Annotated in this window: 14 protein-coding genes; 6 read left to right on the top strand and 8 right to left on the bottom strand. The window is 56.1% G+C overall.

Translation table 11 applies throughout. The annotated features are described in order from the left end of the window. Positions 1 to 49 precede the first annotated feature (49 nt). From HLH25_RS05125 to uvrC, 6 genes are all read right to left on the bottom strand, one after another. Positions 50 to 1984 (bottom strand): ribonucleoside-diphosphate reductase subunit alpha, encoded by a 1935-nt coding sequence (locus tag HLH25_RS05125; protein WP_182973049.1) that lies wholly within the window; start codon positions 1982 to 1984, stop codon positions 50 to 52. Positions 1985 to 2214: 230 nt separating this feature from the next. Beyond that, a complete protein-coding gene (locus tag HLH25_RS05120; RefSeq protein WP_182973048.1) occupies positions 2215 to 2685 on the bottom strand; it encodes a molybdenum cofactor biosynthesis protein MoaE in 471 nt (156 codons plus the stop codon). Between the two features lie 3 nt (positions 2686 to 2688). After that, positions 2689 to 2949 (bottom strand): MoaD/ThiS family protein, encoded by a 261-nt coding sequence (locus tag HLH25_RS05115; protein WP_182973047.1) that lies wholly within the window; start codon positions 2947 to 2949, stop codon positions 2689 to 2691. 58 nt (positions 2950 to 3007) lie between these two features. Continuing rightward, positions 3008 to 3541: a hypothetical protein gene (locus HLH25_RS05110; protein WP_246401370.1), complete on the bottom strand. Its 534-nt coding sequence runs from the start codon at positions 3539 to 3541 to the stop codon at positions 3008 to 3010. A 92-nt stretch (positions 3542 to 3633) separates the two neighbouring features. Continuing rightward, a complete protein-coding gene (pgsA, locus tag HLH25_RS05105; protein ID WP_182973045.1) occupies positions 3634 to 4230 on the bottom strand; it encodes a CDP-diacylglycerol--glycerol-3-phosphate 3-phosphatidyltransferase in 597 nt (198 codons plus the stop codon). A 99-nt stretch (positions 4231 to 4329) separates the two neighbouring features. Beyond that, on the bottom strand, positions 4330 to 6210 hold the full coding sequence (gene uvrC / locus HLH25_RS05100) for an excinuclease ABC subunit UvrC (protein ID WP_182973044.1): 1881 nt from the start codon (positions 6208 to 6210) through the stop codon (positions 4330 to 4332). Between the two features lie 280 nt (positions 6211 to 6490). Here uvrC and HLH25_RS05095 point away from each other — a divergent pair, with 280 nt between their 5' ends. The 6 genes from HLH25_RS05095 to HLH25_RS05065 all read left to right on the top strand — a co-directional run bounded on the left by HLH25_RS05095 (position 6491) and on the right by HLH25_RS05065 (position 14183). Then, on the top strand, positions 6491 to 7306 hold the full coding sequence (locus tag HLH25_RS05095; protein WP_182973043.1) for an exodeoxyribonuclease III: 816 nt from the start codon (positions 6491 to 6493) through the stop codon (positions 7304 to 7306). Between the two features lie 179 nt (positions 7307 to 7485). Further along, positions 7486 to 8784, top strand: coding sequence for a polysaccharide biosynthesis/export family protein (locus HLH25_RS05090; protein WP_246401439.1), 1299 nt, complete (start codon positions 7486 to 7488; stop codon positions 8782 to 8784). Positions 8785 to 8861: 77 nt separating this feature from the next. Beyond that, on the top strand, positions 8862 to 10052 hold the full coding sequence (locus HLH25_RS05085; protein ID WP_182973042.1) for a capsule biosynthesis protein: 1191 nt from the start codon (positions 8862 to 8864) through the stop codon (positions 10050 to 10052). Then, entirely contained in the window at positions 10049 to 10855 is an 807-nt protein-coding gene (locus HLH25_RS05080; RefSeq protein WP_182973041.1) for an ABC transporter permease, read from the top strand. Before HLH25_RS05085 ends, HLH25_RS05080 begins: the two co-directional genes overlap by 4 nt. Before the next feature lie 60 nt (positions 10856 to 10915). Continuing rightward, positions 10916 to 11515 carry an ABC transporter ATP-binding protein gene (locus tag HLH25_RS05075; protein ID WP_375288954.1) on the top strand — a complete coding sequence of 200 codons (600 nt, stop codon included), beginning with the start codon at positions 10916 to 10918 and terminating at the stop codon, positions 11513 to 11515. A gap of 964 nt (positions 11516 to 12479) precedes the next feature. After that, entirely contained in the window at positions 12480 to 14183 is a 1704-nt protein-coding gene (locus HLH25_RS05065) for a pectate lyase family protein (RefSeq protein ID WP_182973039.1), read from the top strand. Positions 14184 to 14561: 378 nt separating this feature from the next. Here the strand turns inward: HLH25_RS05065 and HLH25_RS05060 are convergent, their stop codons facing one another. Together HLH25_RS05060 and HLH25_RS05055 are read right to left on the bottom strand one after the other, a co-directional pair. Continuing rightward, positions 14562 to 15506 carry a hypothetical protein gene (locus HLH25_RS05060; protein ID WP_182973038.1) on the bottom strand — a complete coding sequence of 315 codons (945 nt, stop codon included), beginning with the start codon at positions 15504 to 15506 and terminating at the stop codon, positions 14562 to 14564. A 272-nt stretch (positions 15507 to 15778) separates the two neighbouring features. Further along, positions 15779 to 18115 carry a glycosyltransferase gene (locus HLH25_RS05055; RefSeq protein WP_182973037.1) on the bottom strand — a complete coding sequence of 779 codons (2337 nt, stop codon included), beginning with the start codon at positions 18113 to 18115 and terminating at the stop codon, positions 15779 to 15781. Positions 18116 to 18143 lie beyond the last annotated feature (28 nt).

The following is an 18143-nucleotide window of genomic DNA, read 5'->3' as shown; positions in this document are numbered from 1 at the left end:
AATGCGGCAAACAGCCTGTAGGGGCAGGCGGTCGCGCCGCCTTACCCGCTTACTGGCAGGCCAGGCATTCATCGTAATTGGTGGATGACGTCGGCGTGGCCGGCGCGGCCGCTGCCGGCTCCGGAACCAGGACGTCGCTCTTGTCCAGCACGTTGCTGACGGTATCCGCCCGCTGGATCGACAGCGAACGGCAATAATACAGCGATTTCACGCCCCGCTTCCATGCCAGGTAATGGATCTGGTGCAGGTCGCGCTTATGCACGTTCGCGGGCAGGAACAGATTGATCGACTGCGCCTGGCAGATATAACCGGCGCGATCGGCCGCGTGCTCCACCACCCAGCGCTGGTCGAGTTCGAACGCGGTCTTGAAGACATCCTTTTCCTGCTGGGTCAGGAAATCCAGATGCTGGACGCTGCCCTGGGTCAGGGTGATCGACGACCACACCTCGTCGGTGTTCTGGCCCTTGTCGATCAGCAGCTTGGTCAGATGCCGGTTGCGCACCGTAAACGAGCCGGAAAGCGTCTTTTGCAGGAAGACGTTGGCGGCGATCGGCTCGATTCCGGGGCTGGAATTGCCGGCGATGATGGAAATCGACGCCGTCGGCGCAATCGCCATCTTGTTGGAGAAGCGCTCCATCACGCCATATTCCGCCGCGTCCGGGCACGCCCCGCGCAGTTCGGCCAGCTTGCGCGACGCCTTGTCGGCCTGCTCGCGAATATGCTTGAAAATCCGTTTGTTCCAGACCTTCGCGATCACGCTTTCGAACGGCACGTTGTTCGCCTGCAGGAAGGAATGGAAGCCCATCACCCCCAGCCCGACCGATCGCTCGCGCGAGGCCGCATATTTGGCGCGCGCCATGTCGTCCGGCGCCCGGTCGATGAAATCCTGCAGCACGTTGTCGAGGAACAGCATCACGTCCTCGATGAACTGCGGATCGTCCTTCCACTCTTCCCAGGTTTCCAGGTTGAGGGAGGACAGGCAGCAGACAGCCGTCCGTTCCTGACCGTGATGGTCGATGCCGGTCGGCAGCGTGATCTCGGCGCACAGATTCGAGGTCTTGACCTCCAGCCCCGCCAGCTTGTGGTGCTCGGGCCGCGCGTTATTCACATGATCGGAATAGATGATGTAGGGCTCGCCCTGCTCCATCCGCGCCGTCAGGATCCGAATCCACAGCGACCGCGCGGAGACGTGGCGGATATGCGCGCCATCCTTGGGCGACAGCAGCGCCCATTCCGCATCCTCGGCCACGGCACGCATGAAGGCGTCCGACACCAGCACGCCATGATGCAGGTTCAGCGCCTTGCGGTTCGGATCGCCGCCGGTCGGGCGGCGGATCTCGATGAATTCCTCGATCTCGGGATGCCAGACCGGCAGATACACGGCGGCCGATCCCCGGCGCAGCGATCCCTGGCTGATCGCCAGCGTCAGGCTGTCCATCACGCGGATGAAAGGGATCACGCCCGACGTCTTGCCGTTACGGCCGACATTCTCGCCGATCGAGCGCAGATTGCCCCAATAGGAGCCGATGCCGCCACCCTTGCTGGCCAGCCAGACATTCTCGTTCCACAGATCGACGATGCCGCGCAGGCTATCGTTGGCCTCGTTCAGGAAGCAGGAGATCGGCAGGCCGCGCGTCGTCCCGCCATTGGACAGCACGGGCGTCGCCGGCATGAACCAGTGGCGCGAGATATAGTCATACAGCCGCTGGGCATGTCCCGGATCGGCGCCGTAATAGGATGCGACGCGCCCGAACAGGTCCTGATAGCTTTCGCCGTCCAGCAGATAACGGTTATCCAGCGTCGCCTTGCCGAACGGCGTCAGCAGCGCGTCGCGCGACCGATTGACCCGCACGGGATGGTGGCCGGGTAGCTGGACGACATCATCGAACATGTCGGGCGTCTGGCCGGATTCATGGTCCTGAAACGGGCCACGTTCATCGACCGGACGATCAGACACGGTTCCGGATACGTCATCCAGGCTCATCCATCATCTCCGTGAAAATCGCCGGGACACGGCGTTTGTGCGTATGTCCGGGGCGGCATTATGACGCTACATATCGCGTCAGGGCAACCAAGAACGCACTAGATATATGAAGATGCCGAGACGGCAAGGGGGCCGCTCGACCCGAAGTCAGGACTTTCCGCGTCAAGCAAAAAGTTTTTTTTCTTCGCCGTCCATCAGGGGTGCCCCACGGCGGGCCGAGGCGGAAATCGTTACGCCTCCGACGGGTCTCCGGCGTCCCATCGGGCCGCGGCGGCTTCGTCGCTTTCGCGCGCGGCGACCCACCTCGCCTGCCCGTCCGGATAATCCTCGCGTTTCCAGAACGGTGCCTGCGTCTTCAGCCAGTCGATCACGAAGCCCGTCGCCTCAAGCGCCGCCCCCCGATGGGCCGCCGCGCACAGTACCAGCACGATCGGCGCCCCGACCGGCAGCCGCCCTACCCGGTGGATCACGGTGCAGGCCAGCAGGTCGAATCGGGTGCCGGCCTGCGCCACGATTCGCGCGATCATGGATTCGGTCATGCCCGGATAATGTTCCAGGGCCAGCGCGGCCAGTCCCGCATCACCGCGCACCAGCCCGATGAAGGCACCGATCCCGCCGACATCGAATCCCGTTGCGGCCAGCCGCGCGATCTCGGCGTCCAACGAGAAGGTCTCTTCCTGCACCCGGATATCGACCAGCACGGTCTATCCCCCCGTCACAGGCGGAAAGAAAGCCAGTTCGTCGCCCGCTCGCACGGGCGAATCGAGTGCGGCGAATTCCTGGTTGACGGCACAGCGGATCGGCCCGCCGCCTTCGGCGAATATCTCTTCATAAGCCGCACCGCGCCGACGCAGCCCGTCCATGATGTCACGAACCGAAAGCCCCCCATCACGCGGCAGCACGAACGTCTCCCGCGACCGGCCCAGCCGATCCCGAAGCCAGGCGAAATACAGAATTTCCACCATGCTCACCGCCTCCCCGTCATCGCCGTGTCCGCCCTCCGGCCCGGCCGCGCGGCTGTTCCTATCTGGAAACGCCCTGCGTGTCCCGCACCGTCTTCACGGTGCCATTCGGGGTAATGACCGTGCTGGTGCCATCCCCATTGGGAATAACGATGGTCGAGGCCGTCTGGCCGGATCGGGCAAGTGCAGCATCCTCCTGCCCCGCCGAAGGGCCCGGGGTCCGAACCGAGGAATTCTGCACCCCGCCCCGGATCTCCGCCTGTTCGCCCGCGCTCAGCGTGCCACCCTCGGGCAGTTCCGGCCCTGTGGCCGCATCAGCCGGCAGGCCGTCATCGTCAGCCCCATGACGTTCCCGCGTCGCATCGCCCAGGGTCGGCAGCGGCGCGGGTGGGCCCGGCCACATATTGCCGCCCTGGGGCAGGATCGGCCGCTCCGCGACCCCTTCCCCCTTGGCGCGACGCAGGTTCTCGGCATCCCCCCCAGGCAGGTTTGGATTGACTCCGGGAAAGGTTGCGTCATCGGCCATCACCTTGCCGAACCCGGCACAACCCGCCTGTAATACCAGCAGTGAAAGCACCGCCGCCCTGCGTATCATCCTGCCCCTCCGCCCGCGCGTGCTCCGCCAGCGATTGGAAGTCTGCCCATTCGTCTCCACAACCACAAGTGGCATGAAATGCAACGATACAATCAGGACGCGATTTTTGACGCGCCATCGTGGCGGCCGATATGCCGCAGGGCTGTCATGAGGTAATCCCATCCGGTCATGACCGTCAGAACGGCCGCGATCCAGAGCAGGACCGACCCGATCAGCCCGACCGGAAGCCATGGCATCTGCAACAGTCGCCCCGTCCCGTCGCCGGCCAGCAGGAAACCGATCGCCGTCATCTGGATACCGGTCTTCCATTTGGCCAGCCTCGTCACCGGCAGGCTGATCCGCGTCGCGGCCAGGAACTCGCGCATGCCGCTGATCAGGATCTCCCGTGCCAGGATAATGATGGCCGGATACAATGCGCCGAACGGCAGATGATCGGTTCCGGCCAGCATCATCAGCGACGCGCCGACCAGCAGCTTGTCGGCGATCGGATCGAGCATCCGGCCCAGTTCGGAATATTGCTGCCGCGCGCGCGCCAGCCGACCGTCCAGATAATCGGTGATCGCAGCCGCGATAAACAGCAGGCAGGCCGCACAATCCGTGATCGCCCCCCCCATCGCCACAAGGGCAACCAGGACGGGAATCGCCCCAATCCGCGACAGGGTCAGGACATTGGGCAGGTCGGTCAGCATCGGACGCACCGTACAACAAGACATGGCGAACAGGAACGGTACTTCACGCCGGTCTGATGAAGAAAACGCTCACACCTGCCTCAACGTCGGTCATAGGCGCTATGCGCCGCTCCAGCCGGGGTGGAAATGGCCATAGACGACACGCGCGGTCTCGCGGTTGATCCCCGGCGTCGCCTCGAGTTCGGCCAGTCCCGCCTGCCTTACCCCACGCGCCGAACCGAACTGGTTGAGCAGCGCGCGCTTGCGCGCCGCGCCAACGCCCGGAATCTCGTCGAGTTCGGACTTCACCAGTGCCTTGGACCGGCCGGCGCGATGGGTGGAAATGGCGAAACGGTGAGATTCGTCACGCAGCCGCTGTAGATAATATAGTACCGGATCGCGTAGTGGCAGTTGGAAGGCCGGACGGTCGGCCACATGGAACCATTCCCGTCCAGCATCCCGATCGGGTCCCTTGGCGATCGCCACAAGCGTCACGTCCGACACGCCGAGTTCATCCAGGATCGTCCGCACCGCGGAATACTGGCCTGCTCCGCCGTCGATCAGGACGATATCCGGCCAGTCGGCCACGCCTCCTTCCGCCTCGCGCTCGCGCAGGGCGCGGCTGAAGCGGCGCTCCAGCACCTCGCGCATCATCGCAAAATCGTCCCCCGGCGTGATCGGCCCGCGAATCGCGAACTTGCGGTAACTCCGGCGGTCGAATCCTTCCGGCCCGGCCACCACCATGACACCATAGGCATTGCTACCCATAATATGGCTGTTGTCGTAGATCTCGATCCGGCGCGGCGCGGTATCGAGCCCGAACAGGTCCGCCACGCCGTCCAGCAGCTTCGCCTGGGCCGTGCTTTCGGCCATCTTGCGTTCCATCGCCTCGCGCGCGTTCGTCTCCGCATGCTCGACGACCGCACGCTTCTCACCCCGTTGCGGCACGAGGATCTCGACCTTGCGGCCACGCTTGATACCCAGCGCGTCGGCCATCAGATCGTGTTCCGCGATCTCGCAGTTCAGCAGGATCTGCGCCGGCGGCGGCTTGTCGTCATAGAATTGCGACAGGAACGCACCCAGCACATCGCCCGGCGCCTCGTCACGGGCATGGATGGGAAAGAAGGCGCGATTGCCGTTGTTGCGGCCGCCGCGGATGAAAAAGACCTGAATGCAGGATTGTCCCGCCACCTGGGCGATCGCCACAATATCCGCATCGTCCAGCGACGCGGGATTGATGACCGACGAATCCTGCATCGCCGCGAATCCGCGAATGCGGTCGCGAATGGTGGCCGCGCGCTCGAACGCCAGGCTGGCCGCCGCCTCCTCCATCTCCCGAACCAGTTCATCGCGCAGGCCGTTGCGCTGGCCGGACAGAAAGGCCCGCGCCTGCTCCACCAGATGGGCATAATCCGCCTGCTCGATGCGCCCGACGCAGGGCGCCGAGCAGCGCTTGATCTGAAATAGCAGGCAAGGCCGCGTGCGTGCGTTGAACACGGCGTCCGAGCACGACCGCAGCAGGAACACGCGCTGGAGCAGGTTCAGCGTCTGGTTGACCGCCCAGGCCGAGGCAAACGGCCCCCAATAGGAGGCGCCCTTGACCAGCTTGCCACGATGTTTCGCGATCTGCGGAAACGCATCGCCATCGCTCATCATGATCCACGGATAGCTCTTGTCGTCGCGCAGCAGGATATTGAAGCGCGGCTTCATGCGCTTGATATAATTGGCTTCCAGCAGCAGCGCCTCGGCCTCGGTATGCGTGGTGACGATCTCCATCGTCACCGTCTCGGACACCATCCGCCGCAGCCGCTCGGGCAGCTTGCCCAGGTGCGTGTACGATGTCACCCGCCGCTTCAGCAGTCGCGCCTTGCCGACGTACAGTACCTCTCCCTTCTCGCCGATCATGCGATAGACACCGGGCGAGAGCGGCATGGTCTGCAACGCCTGCTGGATCGCTTCGACGCCCCGGATGCGCGGGGCGCCGACCGCCTCACCGTCCATCAAGCCGTTTCCCATTCATCCACCGATCATGTGGATAAGTCTGTGGAGCAGGCACGGGCAGAATCGTGGGACGGGCGGTTTTCCTGCCCCCGACTTGGATTGCATAAAAAAGCAGCACAGAAAAATAACTCTCTGATTATTATAAATTTATTCCGATCCGCCCAAAAGCCGAGGATCGCTCGTCTCCCCATGAACCAAACTTCCGCATCGCCAACCCGGTCACCTTTCATGCGATTCCATTCTATTCGTCAGAACGGGAATCGCTCTTGTCAGCCTGAGCATGATGGGCAATGTCACCGATATGCGCATCGTCACATGGAATATCAATTCGCTCCGCCTTCGGCTGCCCCTGCTCGCCCGGCTCGGCGAGGCTCTCCGACCCGACATTATCTGCCTGCAGGAAACCAAGGTTCCGGACGATCTGTTCCCGGCCGATGCGGTGCGCGACCTTGGATACGCCCACGTCCTTTATCGCGGTATGAAATCCTATAACGGCGTCGCGATCCTCTCGCGCGTGCAGTTGACGTCGCTCGACGATACACCTGACTGGTGCGCGCGGAGTGATTGCCGGCATATCGCGGCATCCTTCCCCCTTGATGGCGAAGCGGTCGAACTGCACAATTTCTATGTCCCGGCCGGCGGCGACATTCCCGACCCGGATGCCAACCCGAAATTCGCGCACAAGCTGGCGTTCGTGGACGAGGCAACGACATGGTTCGCCAACCGGCCCAACCGCCGGACCATTCTGGTCGGCGACCTGAACATCGCCCCGCTTGAACAGGATGTCTGGAGCCACAGGCAATTGCTGACCGTGGTCAGCCATACACCGCCGGAGACCAGCCGGCTCCTGGCGTGGCAGGAAAACGGCTTCGTCGATGCGATGCGGCATTTCGTGCCGCCGCAGGAAAAACTCTATACGTGGTGGTCCTATCGCAACCGGGACTGGAAAGCATCCAACCGCGGACGCCGCCTGGACCATATCTGGGTCACACCCGACCTCACGGATCGCCTCGTCGACATGACGGTGCTGCGAGACGCACGTGACTGGCCGACAACGTCGGATCATGTTCCGGTCGTGGTTGATTTCCGAGATTGAAGGCGCGCGGGCACCGCAAGTATAGGGATCGGAAGCGATCTCCCCCCCTTCAGACCGACTATCGGCACGAGCCGATGTGTGCCCGAGCACTTTCTTGTCAATCTGTCCAACCTTTGACATAGAGCTTTGGCAGTCTGACCAGAGACAAATTTTTCTTGGTGGTATGTCGCGTGGTTCATATGATTCCTCAACACTCCCGCCTGCGTGCCGGCACCGCCACATACCGTATGGCAGCGCAGGTATCCGGCGTGCTGGCGAGTGGCCTGATCTTTCTGTCCGGTTGCAGTTCCCTGCCAAGCAGCGGCCCCACGGAATCACAGTTCCTCAGCGCTCAAAAAGACCCGCAGAAAAACAAGTTGGGGTTCGGTCTCGTACAGATCAGTTCCGATCTCCTGACGATTCTTGCCAGCGATTCCCCCGCCCCCCTTTCGTCTCTGGACAAAATAACCGATCGGCCGACGAGCAACGACATGATCGGCCCCGGTGATACGATTCAGATTTCGATCTATGAAATCGGTAATGGCCTGTTCGGCGGCGGTGGAAGCAATGCCAGCGGCACATCGATGGCCGCCGCCATGGCGGGCGGCTCTACAACTACCCAGAATACCGGCAGCATCCTGTCGTCCGGCGGCACCGGGCAGGACTCTCAGGGCGCCAAGGCCATGCTCAGCAATCTGCCGCCACTGAAGGTCAGTGCAGAAGGAACCGTCACCGTCCCCTATGCAGGCACGCTGCATGTGGCAGGACAGACGGTGGATCAGGCGGCCGCGACAATACGCCAGGCATTAGCGCGAAAATCGCAGGCGCCTCAGGTCGTCGTCCATGTCGCAGAGAGCGTGACCAACTCCGCCATCGTCTATGGAAACGTCACCCGCCCTGGACGCGTATTCCTCACCCCCGCGCGCGAGCGTCTCATGGATGTCATCGCCCTGGCGCAGGGCAGTCCCCATCCGCCGGAGGATTCCATCATCCAGTTGACGCGAGGCAACCACGTGGCGCGCGTGGCGATGAGCGTTCCGGAAAACGACCCGTCGCAGAACATCGAGATTCATCCCGGCGACCGGATCGAGGTTATCTACAAACCCAGAACCTTTACCGTTTTCGGTGCCACCGGCAAGGTGTCGGAGGTCCCGTTTGCGGTACCTGAACTCTCCTTGTCCGAAGCCCTTGCCAGGACGGGAGGCCCTCTGGACCAGCAGTCCGATCCCAACGGTATTTTCCTTCTGCGCTATGAAGACAACGACGTCGTGAGGCGGCTGGGTCTTCCTGTGGCCGAAGGCAAGCCGGTCACGCCGATCGTGTACCAAATCGACATGATGAATCCGGGCAATTATTTCCTGGGGCAGCATTTCGCCATGAGAGACAAGGACATGCTGTATTACTCCAACGCGAAGGCGAATAATTTCTACAAACTGTTCGGCCTTATCAGCACGATCATCCAACCGGGCATTACGGCCGGCTACATGGTGGCGCGCTAGCGCATAAGCCAGGATGCCCGCAACGAAACAGGATATGTGCAGTTTTTCGATCGAGGTTGGAGCAGGAAAGTCTTTCGATGTCAGATGAGTTTCAAGAACACCCTTCATTAGCCTTAGCGCCCGCATCCCAGCCGGCCCATGCGGCAGCGCCGCTTGCGGCCGGCTTTGCTTTTGTAAGAAACAAGATCGGGTCCGGACTTTTTTTAACTGTTATCGTTCCGAATATTTTCCTCTTTCTCTATCTGACCCTTATCGCCAGCCCGCAATATATTTCCGAATCCCATTTCATGGTGCGCGGCGAACACAGCATGGGGAGTGCGCCGCTTTCCATGATGATGCAAACCGGCATGAATGAGTCCGTCACCAGCGATGATACGTTCGCCGTGCAAGACTATCTCATGTCGCGTGACGCCATGGCACTCCTGCTCCACAAAGACGGACTGGCCCAGGTCTTCTCGCACCCGAGCGCAGATTTCATGTCCCGCTTCCCCAACTGGTATTCGCGGCGCGATCTGGAAAGCTTCTACAAATACTACAAGAAACACGTTAAGGCACAGATCGATGCAGAGACTTCCCTGTCTGTCCTGACCGTCCGCACCTTCAGCGCGGAGGATTCACAGCGCATTGCCAAGGCGCTCATCGCGGCCGCAGAAGACCTGGTGAACGAGATCAACCGCCGGCAGCGCGCGAATCTGGTGGATGCCGCACAGCGAGAGGTCGATACAACGCTCGACCAGATCCGCGACCTGCAAACCCGCCTTGCAGCCTTCCGCAATACCAGCGCGATGATCGACCCGGAGAAGCAGAGCGAGCCCCTGGTTTCCACGCAATACGCGCTGCAATCGCTGCTCACCGCCACGCAGATGCGCCTGGACCAGACCCGCCAGACGTCGCCCGACAGTCCGTCCATCGCCGTCTACGAGCAGCAGATCAATATCCTGCGCAAACAACTGAACACCGCATCCGCCCGGCTGACGGGTGATACCCATTCCCTGGTGCCGACACTGACCGAGTTTGACAACCTGACCATCCAGCGGCAGATCCTGCAGCAGGTATTGGCGTCAGAGGTGGCATCCCTGCAAAGCGCCAAGGCCCGAGCAGACCATCAAATGGTCTTCCTGGAAGAAGTCTCCCGCCCAGACAAGCCTGATTATCCCGCATATCCGCCTACCCTCGAAGTGATGGCAATTTCTCTCGTCTCTTTCTACGGCGCTTATATCATGGGGCGGCTTCTGATTGCGGGCGCGAGGGAGCACAGGATCACATGACGCCACAACCTCAGCGACGCGATACGCTGCTCTCCTGCTTCGTTATTCAATACAAGGTCATTCATGCGCTCATCCTTCGGGAACTGCACACTCGCTACGGGCGCGAAAATTTGGGTTTCCTCTGGGTGATCGGAGAACCAATTCTTTTTTGTGCCGGCGTGGCAATCGTATGGACGGCTATCCGGCCGGCGCGCGAGCATGGTCTGGCCATGACAGCTATGGTGGTCACAGGCTATATTCCCCTGACGATGTGGCGGCATTGCATGGGGCGTGCCGTCAAGGCGTATGAGTCCAATGGCAGCCTCTTTTTCCATCGACAGGTAACACCTTTCGACGTCATCACGGCACGCTCGTTTCTGGAAATTATCGGAACAATTATGGCCGGCGGCATCGTCATGATGGGTGCCATCGGCTTGGGCTACATGAACCCGCCAAAAGATTACGGCCTCCTCTTACTAGGCATCTCCTATCAATGCGTTTTCTCTTTCGCGACCGCCCTACTGGCCGCCTCGTTAAGCGAAATGTCCGATCTTGTCGAAAAAACCGTGACCGTCTTCGGTTATCTATCGCTCCCGATGAGCGGAGCGTTCGTTATGGTCGCCTGGCTTCCGCTCCGTTACCAATGGATCTTGATGCTTTCTCCTATGGCCAACAACGTGGAGATGATCCGAGGCGGCGAGTTCGGGATAGAAGCCAGCGTTAGGTACGATCTTTTCTACGATACCTGGAGCACTGCCCTGATGCTGCTTATCGGCATATTCCTGACCGCAGGCGTCAGAAAGCATCTGGAAATCACAGGGTAAAGTCACCAAGCCATGATAAGATGCGTCGACATCGTCAAGGACTTCCACACATCGTCTGGCATGAAGCGCGTGCTGAACGGTGTGAATTGTACCATTCAACGCAGCGAAAAATGGGGCATTCTGGGGCATAATGGAGCTGGCAAATCAACATTGCTGCGGATTATCGGCGGCGTCGACGTGCCGACATCAGGACGGGTCGAAGTGGACATGTCCGTCTCCTGGCCACTAGCATTTTCAGGCGCATTCCAAGGGAGCCTGAGCGGACTGGATAATCTGAGGTTCATCGCACGCATCTATAATCGCAATTACGACGAGATGCGTCGTTTCGTGGACGATTTCGCGGAATTGGGTCAACATCTTCGCGAACCGGTGAAAAACTATTCATCAGGCATGAAAGCCCGACTTGCCTTCGCGCTATCCATTGCGATCGAGTTCGACTGCTATCTGATTGACGAAGTCATCATGGTCGGCGATGCACGCTTTACGGAACGCTGCCGCCGAGAGCTTTTTGAAAAGCGCCAAGATCGGGCTCTTGTAATCGTTTCTCATAGTATGGACTACATAAAAGACGTCTGTGATCACAGTATGGTTTTACAAGGTGGCAAGATGACTATCTGTACTAGCGTACAGGAAGGTGTGGACATGTACAATAACCTTTAGAATAATATTAGATAGAACTGTCACTCGTACAGATCACCATGAAAATCCGAGAAATCCATAATATATATTTTTAATATATCCGCACAGAATAGAATGAAGCATGCCTACGCCGTTCTAGATTTGATCCAATCTGCGGCTGCGGCGAGGTGAAGAATGGCGAGGAACAAGGCGGCGGTCTTTTCGTATCGCATTGCGGCGGCCTGCCATTCCTTCAGACGGGCCTAGAAGTTTTCCACCAGATTGCCGGTTGCGATAAACTCGTTATGGCAGCTAGCGGCATCGTCTCTACGCTTGGGCGGGATCGCTGGTCGCGCTCCCATGGCTCAAATATGCTCCCGGGCGAACAGGCGTTCCTAGACTCCTCATTTGGTCCAGCGGATGAACAACTGCACCGTCAGCCGCTATGGGCCCAGTTCCATAGGGATGTTGCGCCATTTCGCACCATTCTAATGACACCAGAACACCGCCTAAATCGTCCGCCGCAAATCCTTCGGTGGGGTCTTGCTGCGCGGCCGCCGCTCCGATCAGCGGCTCCCCAATTGCCCAGGCTGTGTCGGTGAAAATCTGCGTCACATTGCTTTCAGTTATTCCCGATATATAGGAATAACCCTCCAGCTGTAACAGGGCCTAACCAAGGCATCGAGAAGCGCAAGTGGTGTAAGCTTTTCTTACAGCCCGGTATGCCCCGCAACGGCTAGGAGAGTTGTCGGCGTGAACATGGACGGCCTGAGCGATTGATGTTTCGTTAGCTGTTCCAGCCGGATGCCGGGCAACGGTTAGTGTCTGGCCGAGATCTTTCTACGATATTTCAATCGCTTACGGTCATGGGAGCTTTCACTGCGCCTTGAAATCACTGAGTTTTATTTGTTGTGAACTTGGTGGACGCGGCACGTCCCGTTCATAAGACTCTGAAATTGTTCAAAATGATCTCGACCGGACTCTTAGTGAATAGGAGGACTTATTGATGATACGTCTTCTCGCCGTTCTTGCTTTGGTATTTTCACCCGCCATTGCGCGCTCGTCTAATTGCGGCGCATTGGTGAATTGCGCCAGAACGCCGCCATTCGACAGAGAAACCAAGGATCAGCCGTCCCCAGAACATTTTGCTTCTAAAGGCCACACAATAAGGCAGACGGCGCGCAGGACTGAAAATCTAAGTAATGAAAATCATACCTGCAACCCTATAACACAAGGGAACAAAGCGACCGGTGTCAATATAAATTGCAAAATTTCGCTTCTATCATATGGCGCGAAATGCGACGGCGTTAGTGATGATACAGTTGCAATTAATGCGTGGCTTGCCAATGCAACAAATGTAGCAGGCAATACGCCTGCGAATGTAGAACTAGAAGCGCCTCCGGGGGTGTGCGTATTCAAAAGTACCGTCTCCAATCCGGAGAATAGCCAAGCAGCGCACATTACTCTGCACGGCTCTGGCCCCTACTCAACCACATTCTTATACACAGGAGAACGTAAAAATATAGATTTAATGAAAATTGGAGACGGAAAGAACCCACAAAATAATTGGTATATTCATGATTTCAGAATTGCATCGAATACGAAGATGACAACCGGAGCAGGGTTGCACCTACGCGGCATAAGCAGGTCAGTAATTGGAAATATTATTTTGGATGGCCAGGAAGGCAATGGATATTTATGGAACGGCGTATGGTTTGACCAGATTGATCACGTTATGAGTTATGGTCACAATTACGCAGTTGCGCAAAATGAAGCCGTTCAAATCAATGGCGGTCCCTTGGGATCTGCCGATCTTGGCTTCATGGCGTGGAAAGTAGCACCGACAGATACTGGTGTCACACCAAAGATCGGAGTTCACATTGGTGGTGGTTTCGGCGGTTTTGACTGCGACGGGGGCACCGATATTATCGGTAACGGCATTAATGTCTTGATCGATAATGCATTCACTCCCGCAACGAACCGTGAATTTTTCTTTGGTCCCATGTGTAGCATCGACAGTTCAAAAAAAGGTGCCGGTGTTGAGGTCAATGATAAGTTGAGCCAAGATGGCGACCTCTATATCAATTTTTCGGGCGGCTGGGTTGCGTCATCGCATACGAACAACATTCAGATCGATCAAGGAGTAAGAGGGCAACTTCTCTTCACTGGCGGAACAATTTTTAATGCACTCATCAATGGTGTTTTTGATGATAACTCTAATATGTCCCAATCATATGTTGGAACGCTGTTCCGTCAGAACGGGAATCAAGGTGACCACGGGTTTGGACTCATTACAACCTCAAACGTCCCAAAGATTACGCTTATAGGTAACAACTTTACAAATAATCGCAGCGGCGCAACCCATGGAATCACACAAAGTCTCCAGAAGTGGGGCGCAGCTTTTGGCGGCGTAGCGATTGGATCTCACGTTTATATGATTCCGGACAGTAAGCAAGAGTCTGTGATCGCTCCAGGTCCTGATAACTCCGGGGCGGGGGGAAGTGACAACGCGGCATTCAGTTTCAGCCAACGTAACGGAAACCCAGTAAAGCTTACTCTTGGAAATCCTATTTCAAATCCGACGATTGCTTTGACAACGACCGGAGCATGGACGACTGACAAGAGCAGATGCGGTAATCTTCCGGGTTCGATAGGGTGCGTCATCTTTTATGATGCGCGGGGAATACAGCGATTTATCCCAGCTTGGTAGAAGCAAGAATACACATTGAAGGAACAGTCAAGAATTTCATGGGTCGCTTCTATGGACCTCATCCGTCTTGGACAAGCCGTTGATAGTCGCAATCTGATTTCGCCCCGAAGCGGCTGGTGTTCATCAACGAAGATGACCCGACGGCGTGGTCGCGCCTTGCGTGGTGAACGTTACCGCGCGGACGCGCCGCGGAGTCGAGCAGTCCGGGGCATCCATGCTGTTCCTGCCGCCCTACAGGGCCGAATTCAATCCGATCGAAATGGCGAATCATCACGGCCCTTAGGACGCCCTCGGATCAGTGCTCGACGCCTCACGCCGACCGAGTGCGCCAACTTCTTCACCGGCGCAGGGTATGAGCCAGATTAATGTGGACGAACTCTAGCAATCACCAAAAATTCTTCGTCCTTCTTCTTCTAAACGCGTCATTCTCATGAGCAATTCCGCCTCGGGAGAAACATCATGTGAAACCGATCTTAAAGCTTGGAAAAAAAATTCGTCTTGCATTTTTCCAATTTCACAAAAAACTTCGACATCAAATATTTTTAATATGTGCTGAAAACTAATCTGATCATCAATAATATCATCCCACCGTGTTGCAGCTTCATATTCTTTTATACTGTATAGATTACTATATATTTCATACCACACATTGATTATTTCCTTACAAATCCCAAAAGAAAGGTCTATCGCAAAACATCCGGCATTAATATCCCACCAGTTGTAATTATCTTCCCCAACATTAAATACAGAATGTAGCCACATGTGTTTATTTTTTTTTCTCAATGCGGAAAGATTTTCTTTCAAAGAGAATGAATTGTTTCGAACAATAGCATCAGCATCAACATAACAAACCCACCCGGAAAATCCCCTATCAACTATTTCTTTCAGCATAAATATTCTATTAAATGTGGCGTGATGAGGATGAACCCCTTTACATATTCCCTTGTATTTCTGATAATTTATTTTATGTTTGTAACAATACTCTTCGTTATATTTCGATGAGACATTAAGAATTTTAGAATATCTTACATTATCTGATGTCTGCACCATTATAACATCATCTTGCGCTCTTTCAGTCGTTACAATTTTAGAAATATTTTCTTTTTTTACTTTTATTATCTCATCCATAAGAGACATTTTTTTGTTGTATTTATATTCATTACTCGATTTCAATTCATCTATGATGTTTTTAATGCTTTTCCCCTCGCGTGCGTTGTCTCTGATAATATCTTCGCTTTCTGGCTGACGTCCCAATATCGACATATAAGCCACCGCCACAGCATCCTCGTGGGCTTTATCAAAAAAATTTCTTATGTTCACCATAGCAAATCACCAATATCCACATTCTTCGGATTTCTAATCAATTAGCCTTCTATCAAATTTCTTAATATCTTTAAATAGAAAAAGGAAAACAATGTTTGTGGATTGTTTCCGCAAGGATGCACGAATTAGCTAACAAAGCGGCGAGATCGCATAGGTTCCTCACGACGCAGATAACGAATACCAGAGAAAATCACCTAAAAGAGTTTGCTCTCGCTGCCACAAACTACAGCGAGAGCAAACGTACGGAACCATGAAATATGATCACGAACCAGTCAGGTCCAGTGCTGAGTGCAATTCTTCGCAAACGCACCGACATACTCGACTTTATTATTCGCCGCAGCCTCGAGAAAATCGAGCCTGTCACGATGATCATCTTTGTTAGAGACACAGAAACCCAAGACCGAGATCCCGGCTGCATAGCGCTTGGGGCTGCCGCCGTGATCCATCACAATAGCTTCGTAGTCGGCAGAGCGAATATCGAAACACACGCAGCCTTCCCTGTCGACTTCCACATCGAACACTGCCCACATACCCTGCCCCGCATTCATCGTGCTGGAAAAAACAAGCCCCGATTGGGTGTGGATCGAAAAAGTCGATGACTTTGAACCCAGTCCGCGCATGTGCAGGAAGATACGCGCAATGGGGAATCCAAGATTCGGAATACAGAGCTGTGCCGAACCAGGCTTGATGCGGCAGCCGCTCGGATCGGGCCAGAGCCACCCCTCGCCGACACGATACATCTCACCGCTGGCAATGCCGCGCCAGATACTGCGGTCACGATGTAGATTGAGTGGGACATAGCGCCCACCAAGAAGCTTGGGAAAACCCTCGTAAAGCGACCCTTTACTGGTCTTTACGCTATCCGAAAAAGCGACGATCTCATGCGTCATCGTCCGCCAGGTCGTCAGATGATAATGCTCGGTGATCTGCCGCTCCCGTTCCGCCCGGAATTTCGTATCGAAGAGCAACTTCTCTGCCTTCTCAACAAAATCGGTGACGTTGCCGCTCTCAAATACCACGCCATACCCGGCCGCAGCCTCCACCAGGGAAGAGTTATCCGCGACCAACGGCACGCGCCCATAAGAGAGAGATTCCGTAATCGGCAATCCCCACCCTTCGTAATGACTCGGATAGACGGTGAAAAGACTCAATCTATAAAGGCTTTTAAGCTCAAGATCGCTCGCCCGTTGAATAAAGACGATCTTGCTGCTGAGTGAAGGGTCAGCCGCAATGACGGACATAGCCCGATCATTTAGCCAGCCGAATTTTCCGACACACACGAGTGGAGGAACCGCGTCCGCACCATTTTTTTGCAGAAGCGCCTGCCAGGCCAGGAATGCAGCTTCGTGGTTCTTACGCGCCTCGATCGTCGAGACGAATAGAACATAACCTTCAGCCTGTAGGCCCCACCTTCTGATAAGCGCCTCACTCGGAAGCGCGCGCCCCTCATCATCCCCGGAAAAACGCGCACTAAGAGGGATCGTCGCGACATTCCGCTCGTTCAATGGATGGCCCATGACGCGCGCGGCATAAATCAGATCGCGTGTCGTCGACGTTGAGTTGGTAATAAAAGCATCAGCATGAAAAAATACGCCTACGAGCCATGTATTGTAGTCAATTGTCACGCCTTCTACACAATATTGAGGTTTTATTGCGGGAATAAGATCATGAACATAGGGAACGAAAGTAATATCGCGCTCGCGCTTGAGATTACGTATCGCAAGAAAATAATTGTACATCCACCACGATGTACCAAGATTCACAACTATCGCGCCATGTGGGGGTAAATAAGGCTGTGAAAATGGAATACGCGCAAAAAATCCGTCTCGTGCCGCCGTCCAAGCCTCCTGATCATCATTTTTGCATAGCGTTGCCAGCAAGGTGAATGTTGGATGATCAACATCAATGAAATGCTCGACGCCATCGACGAAGAAAAAAATCTCAACGCGATCGGCACAAGTCGCCACAGCTTCTGCCACGACCTCAATTTGAACACGCTGAATGCCAGTCGGAAATTTGTTATGCCGAAAATGCGCAATCAGATCACTGACGTCAAAACAGAGAGTCGCCTCCTCCGAAGCAATCTTGTATCGCGCTTCCACCGTGCCGGGGCGAATGTCAGCCGCGATCGCCTTTACTGTCTCTTTCTGCCGCAGGAATGCAGCAAAAGATGGACGTAGAGCGATGATTTCCTGTTCTGCGGAAGCCGACACATCTTCAAACGGAAGGGCCGATTTGTAGGCCTCTATCGCCTTTTCGACATCCCCATCCTCCGCCAGCCGGCGTCCAATGTGCAGGTAACATTCGCCCTTTGAAGGATCGAGCAAGAGGGCTGTTCGGTAAGCCTCAAGCCCCTGCTTATGATCGCCGAGCTCGTTCAACGCATGCCCGAGTTGAATCCAGATATGCGGGATCGTTCCATCGATCGCCACAGCTTCCCTGAAATGCCGAGCCGCAGCGTCCCAGTCCGCCTTATCCCGCGCAGCATTGCCTCCCTTCATTGTCCGAGATAGAGCTTTGGATACCCAGACACCGCCCGATTTGTAGAATTTCCCTGCCCGAAATCGCAGCAAAGTACTTACGATCTCTTCGCGCCTAATCTCTTTCATGTCTCGCCAACCTTGTATCGATCCCACA

It is taken from the genome of Gluconacetobacter dulcium (assembly GCF_014174165.1).
Classification (GTDB): domain Bacteria; phylum Pseudomonadota; class Alphaproteobacteria; order Acetobacterales; family Acetobacteraceae; genus Gluconacetobacter; species Gluconacetobacter dulcium.
Note: the sequence above shows the minus strand (reverse complement) of the source record. Positions and strands in the feature narration are given on the sequence as shown.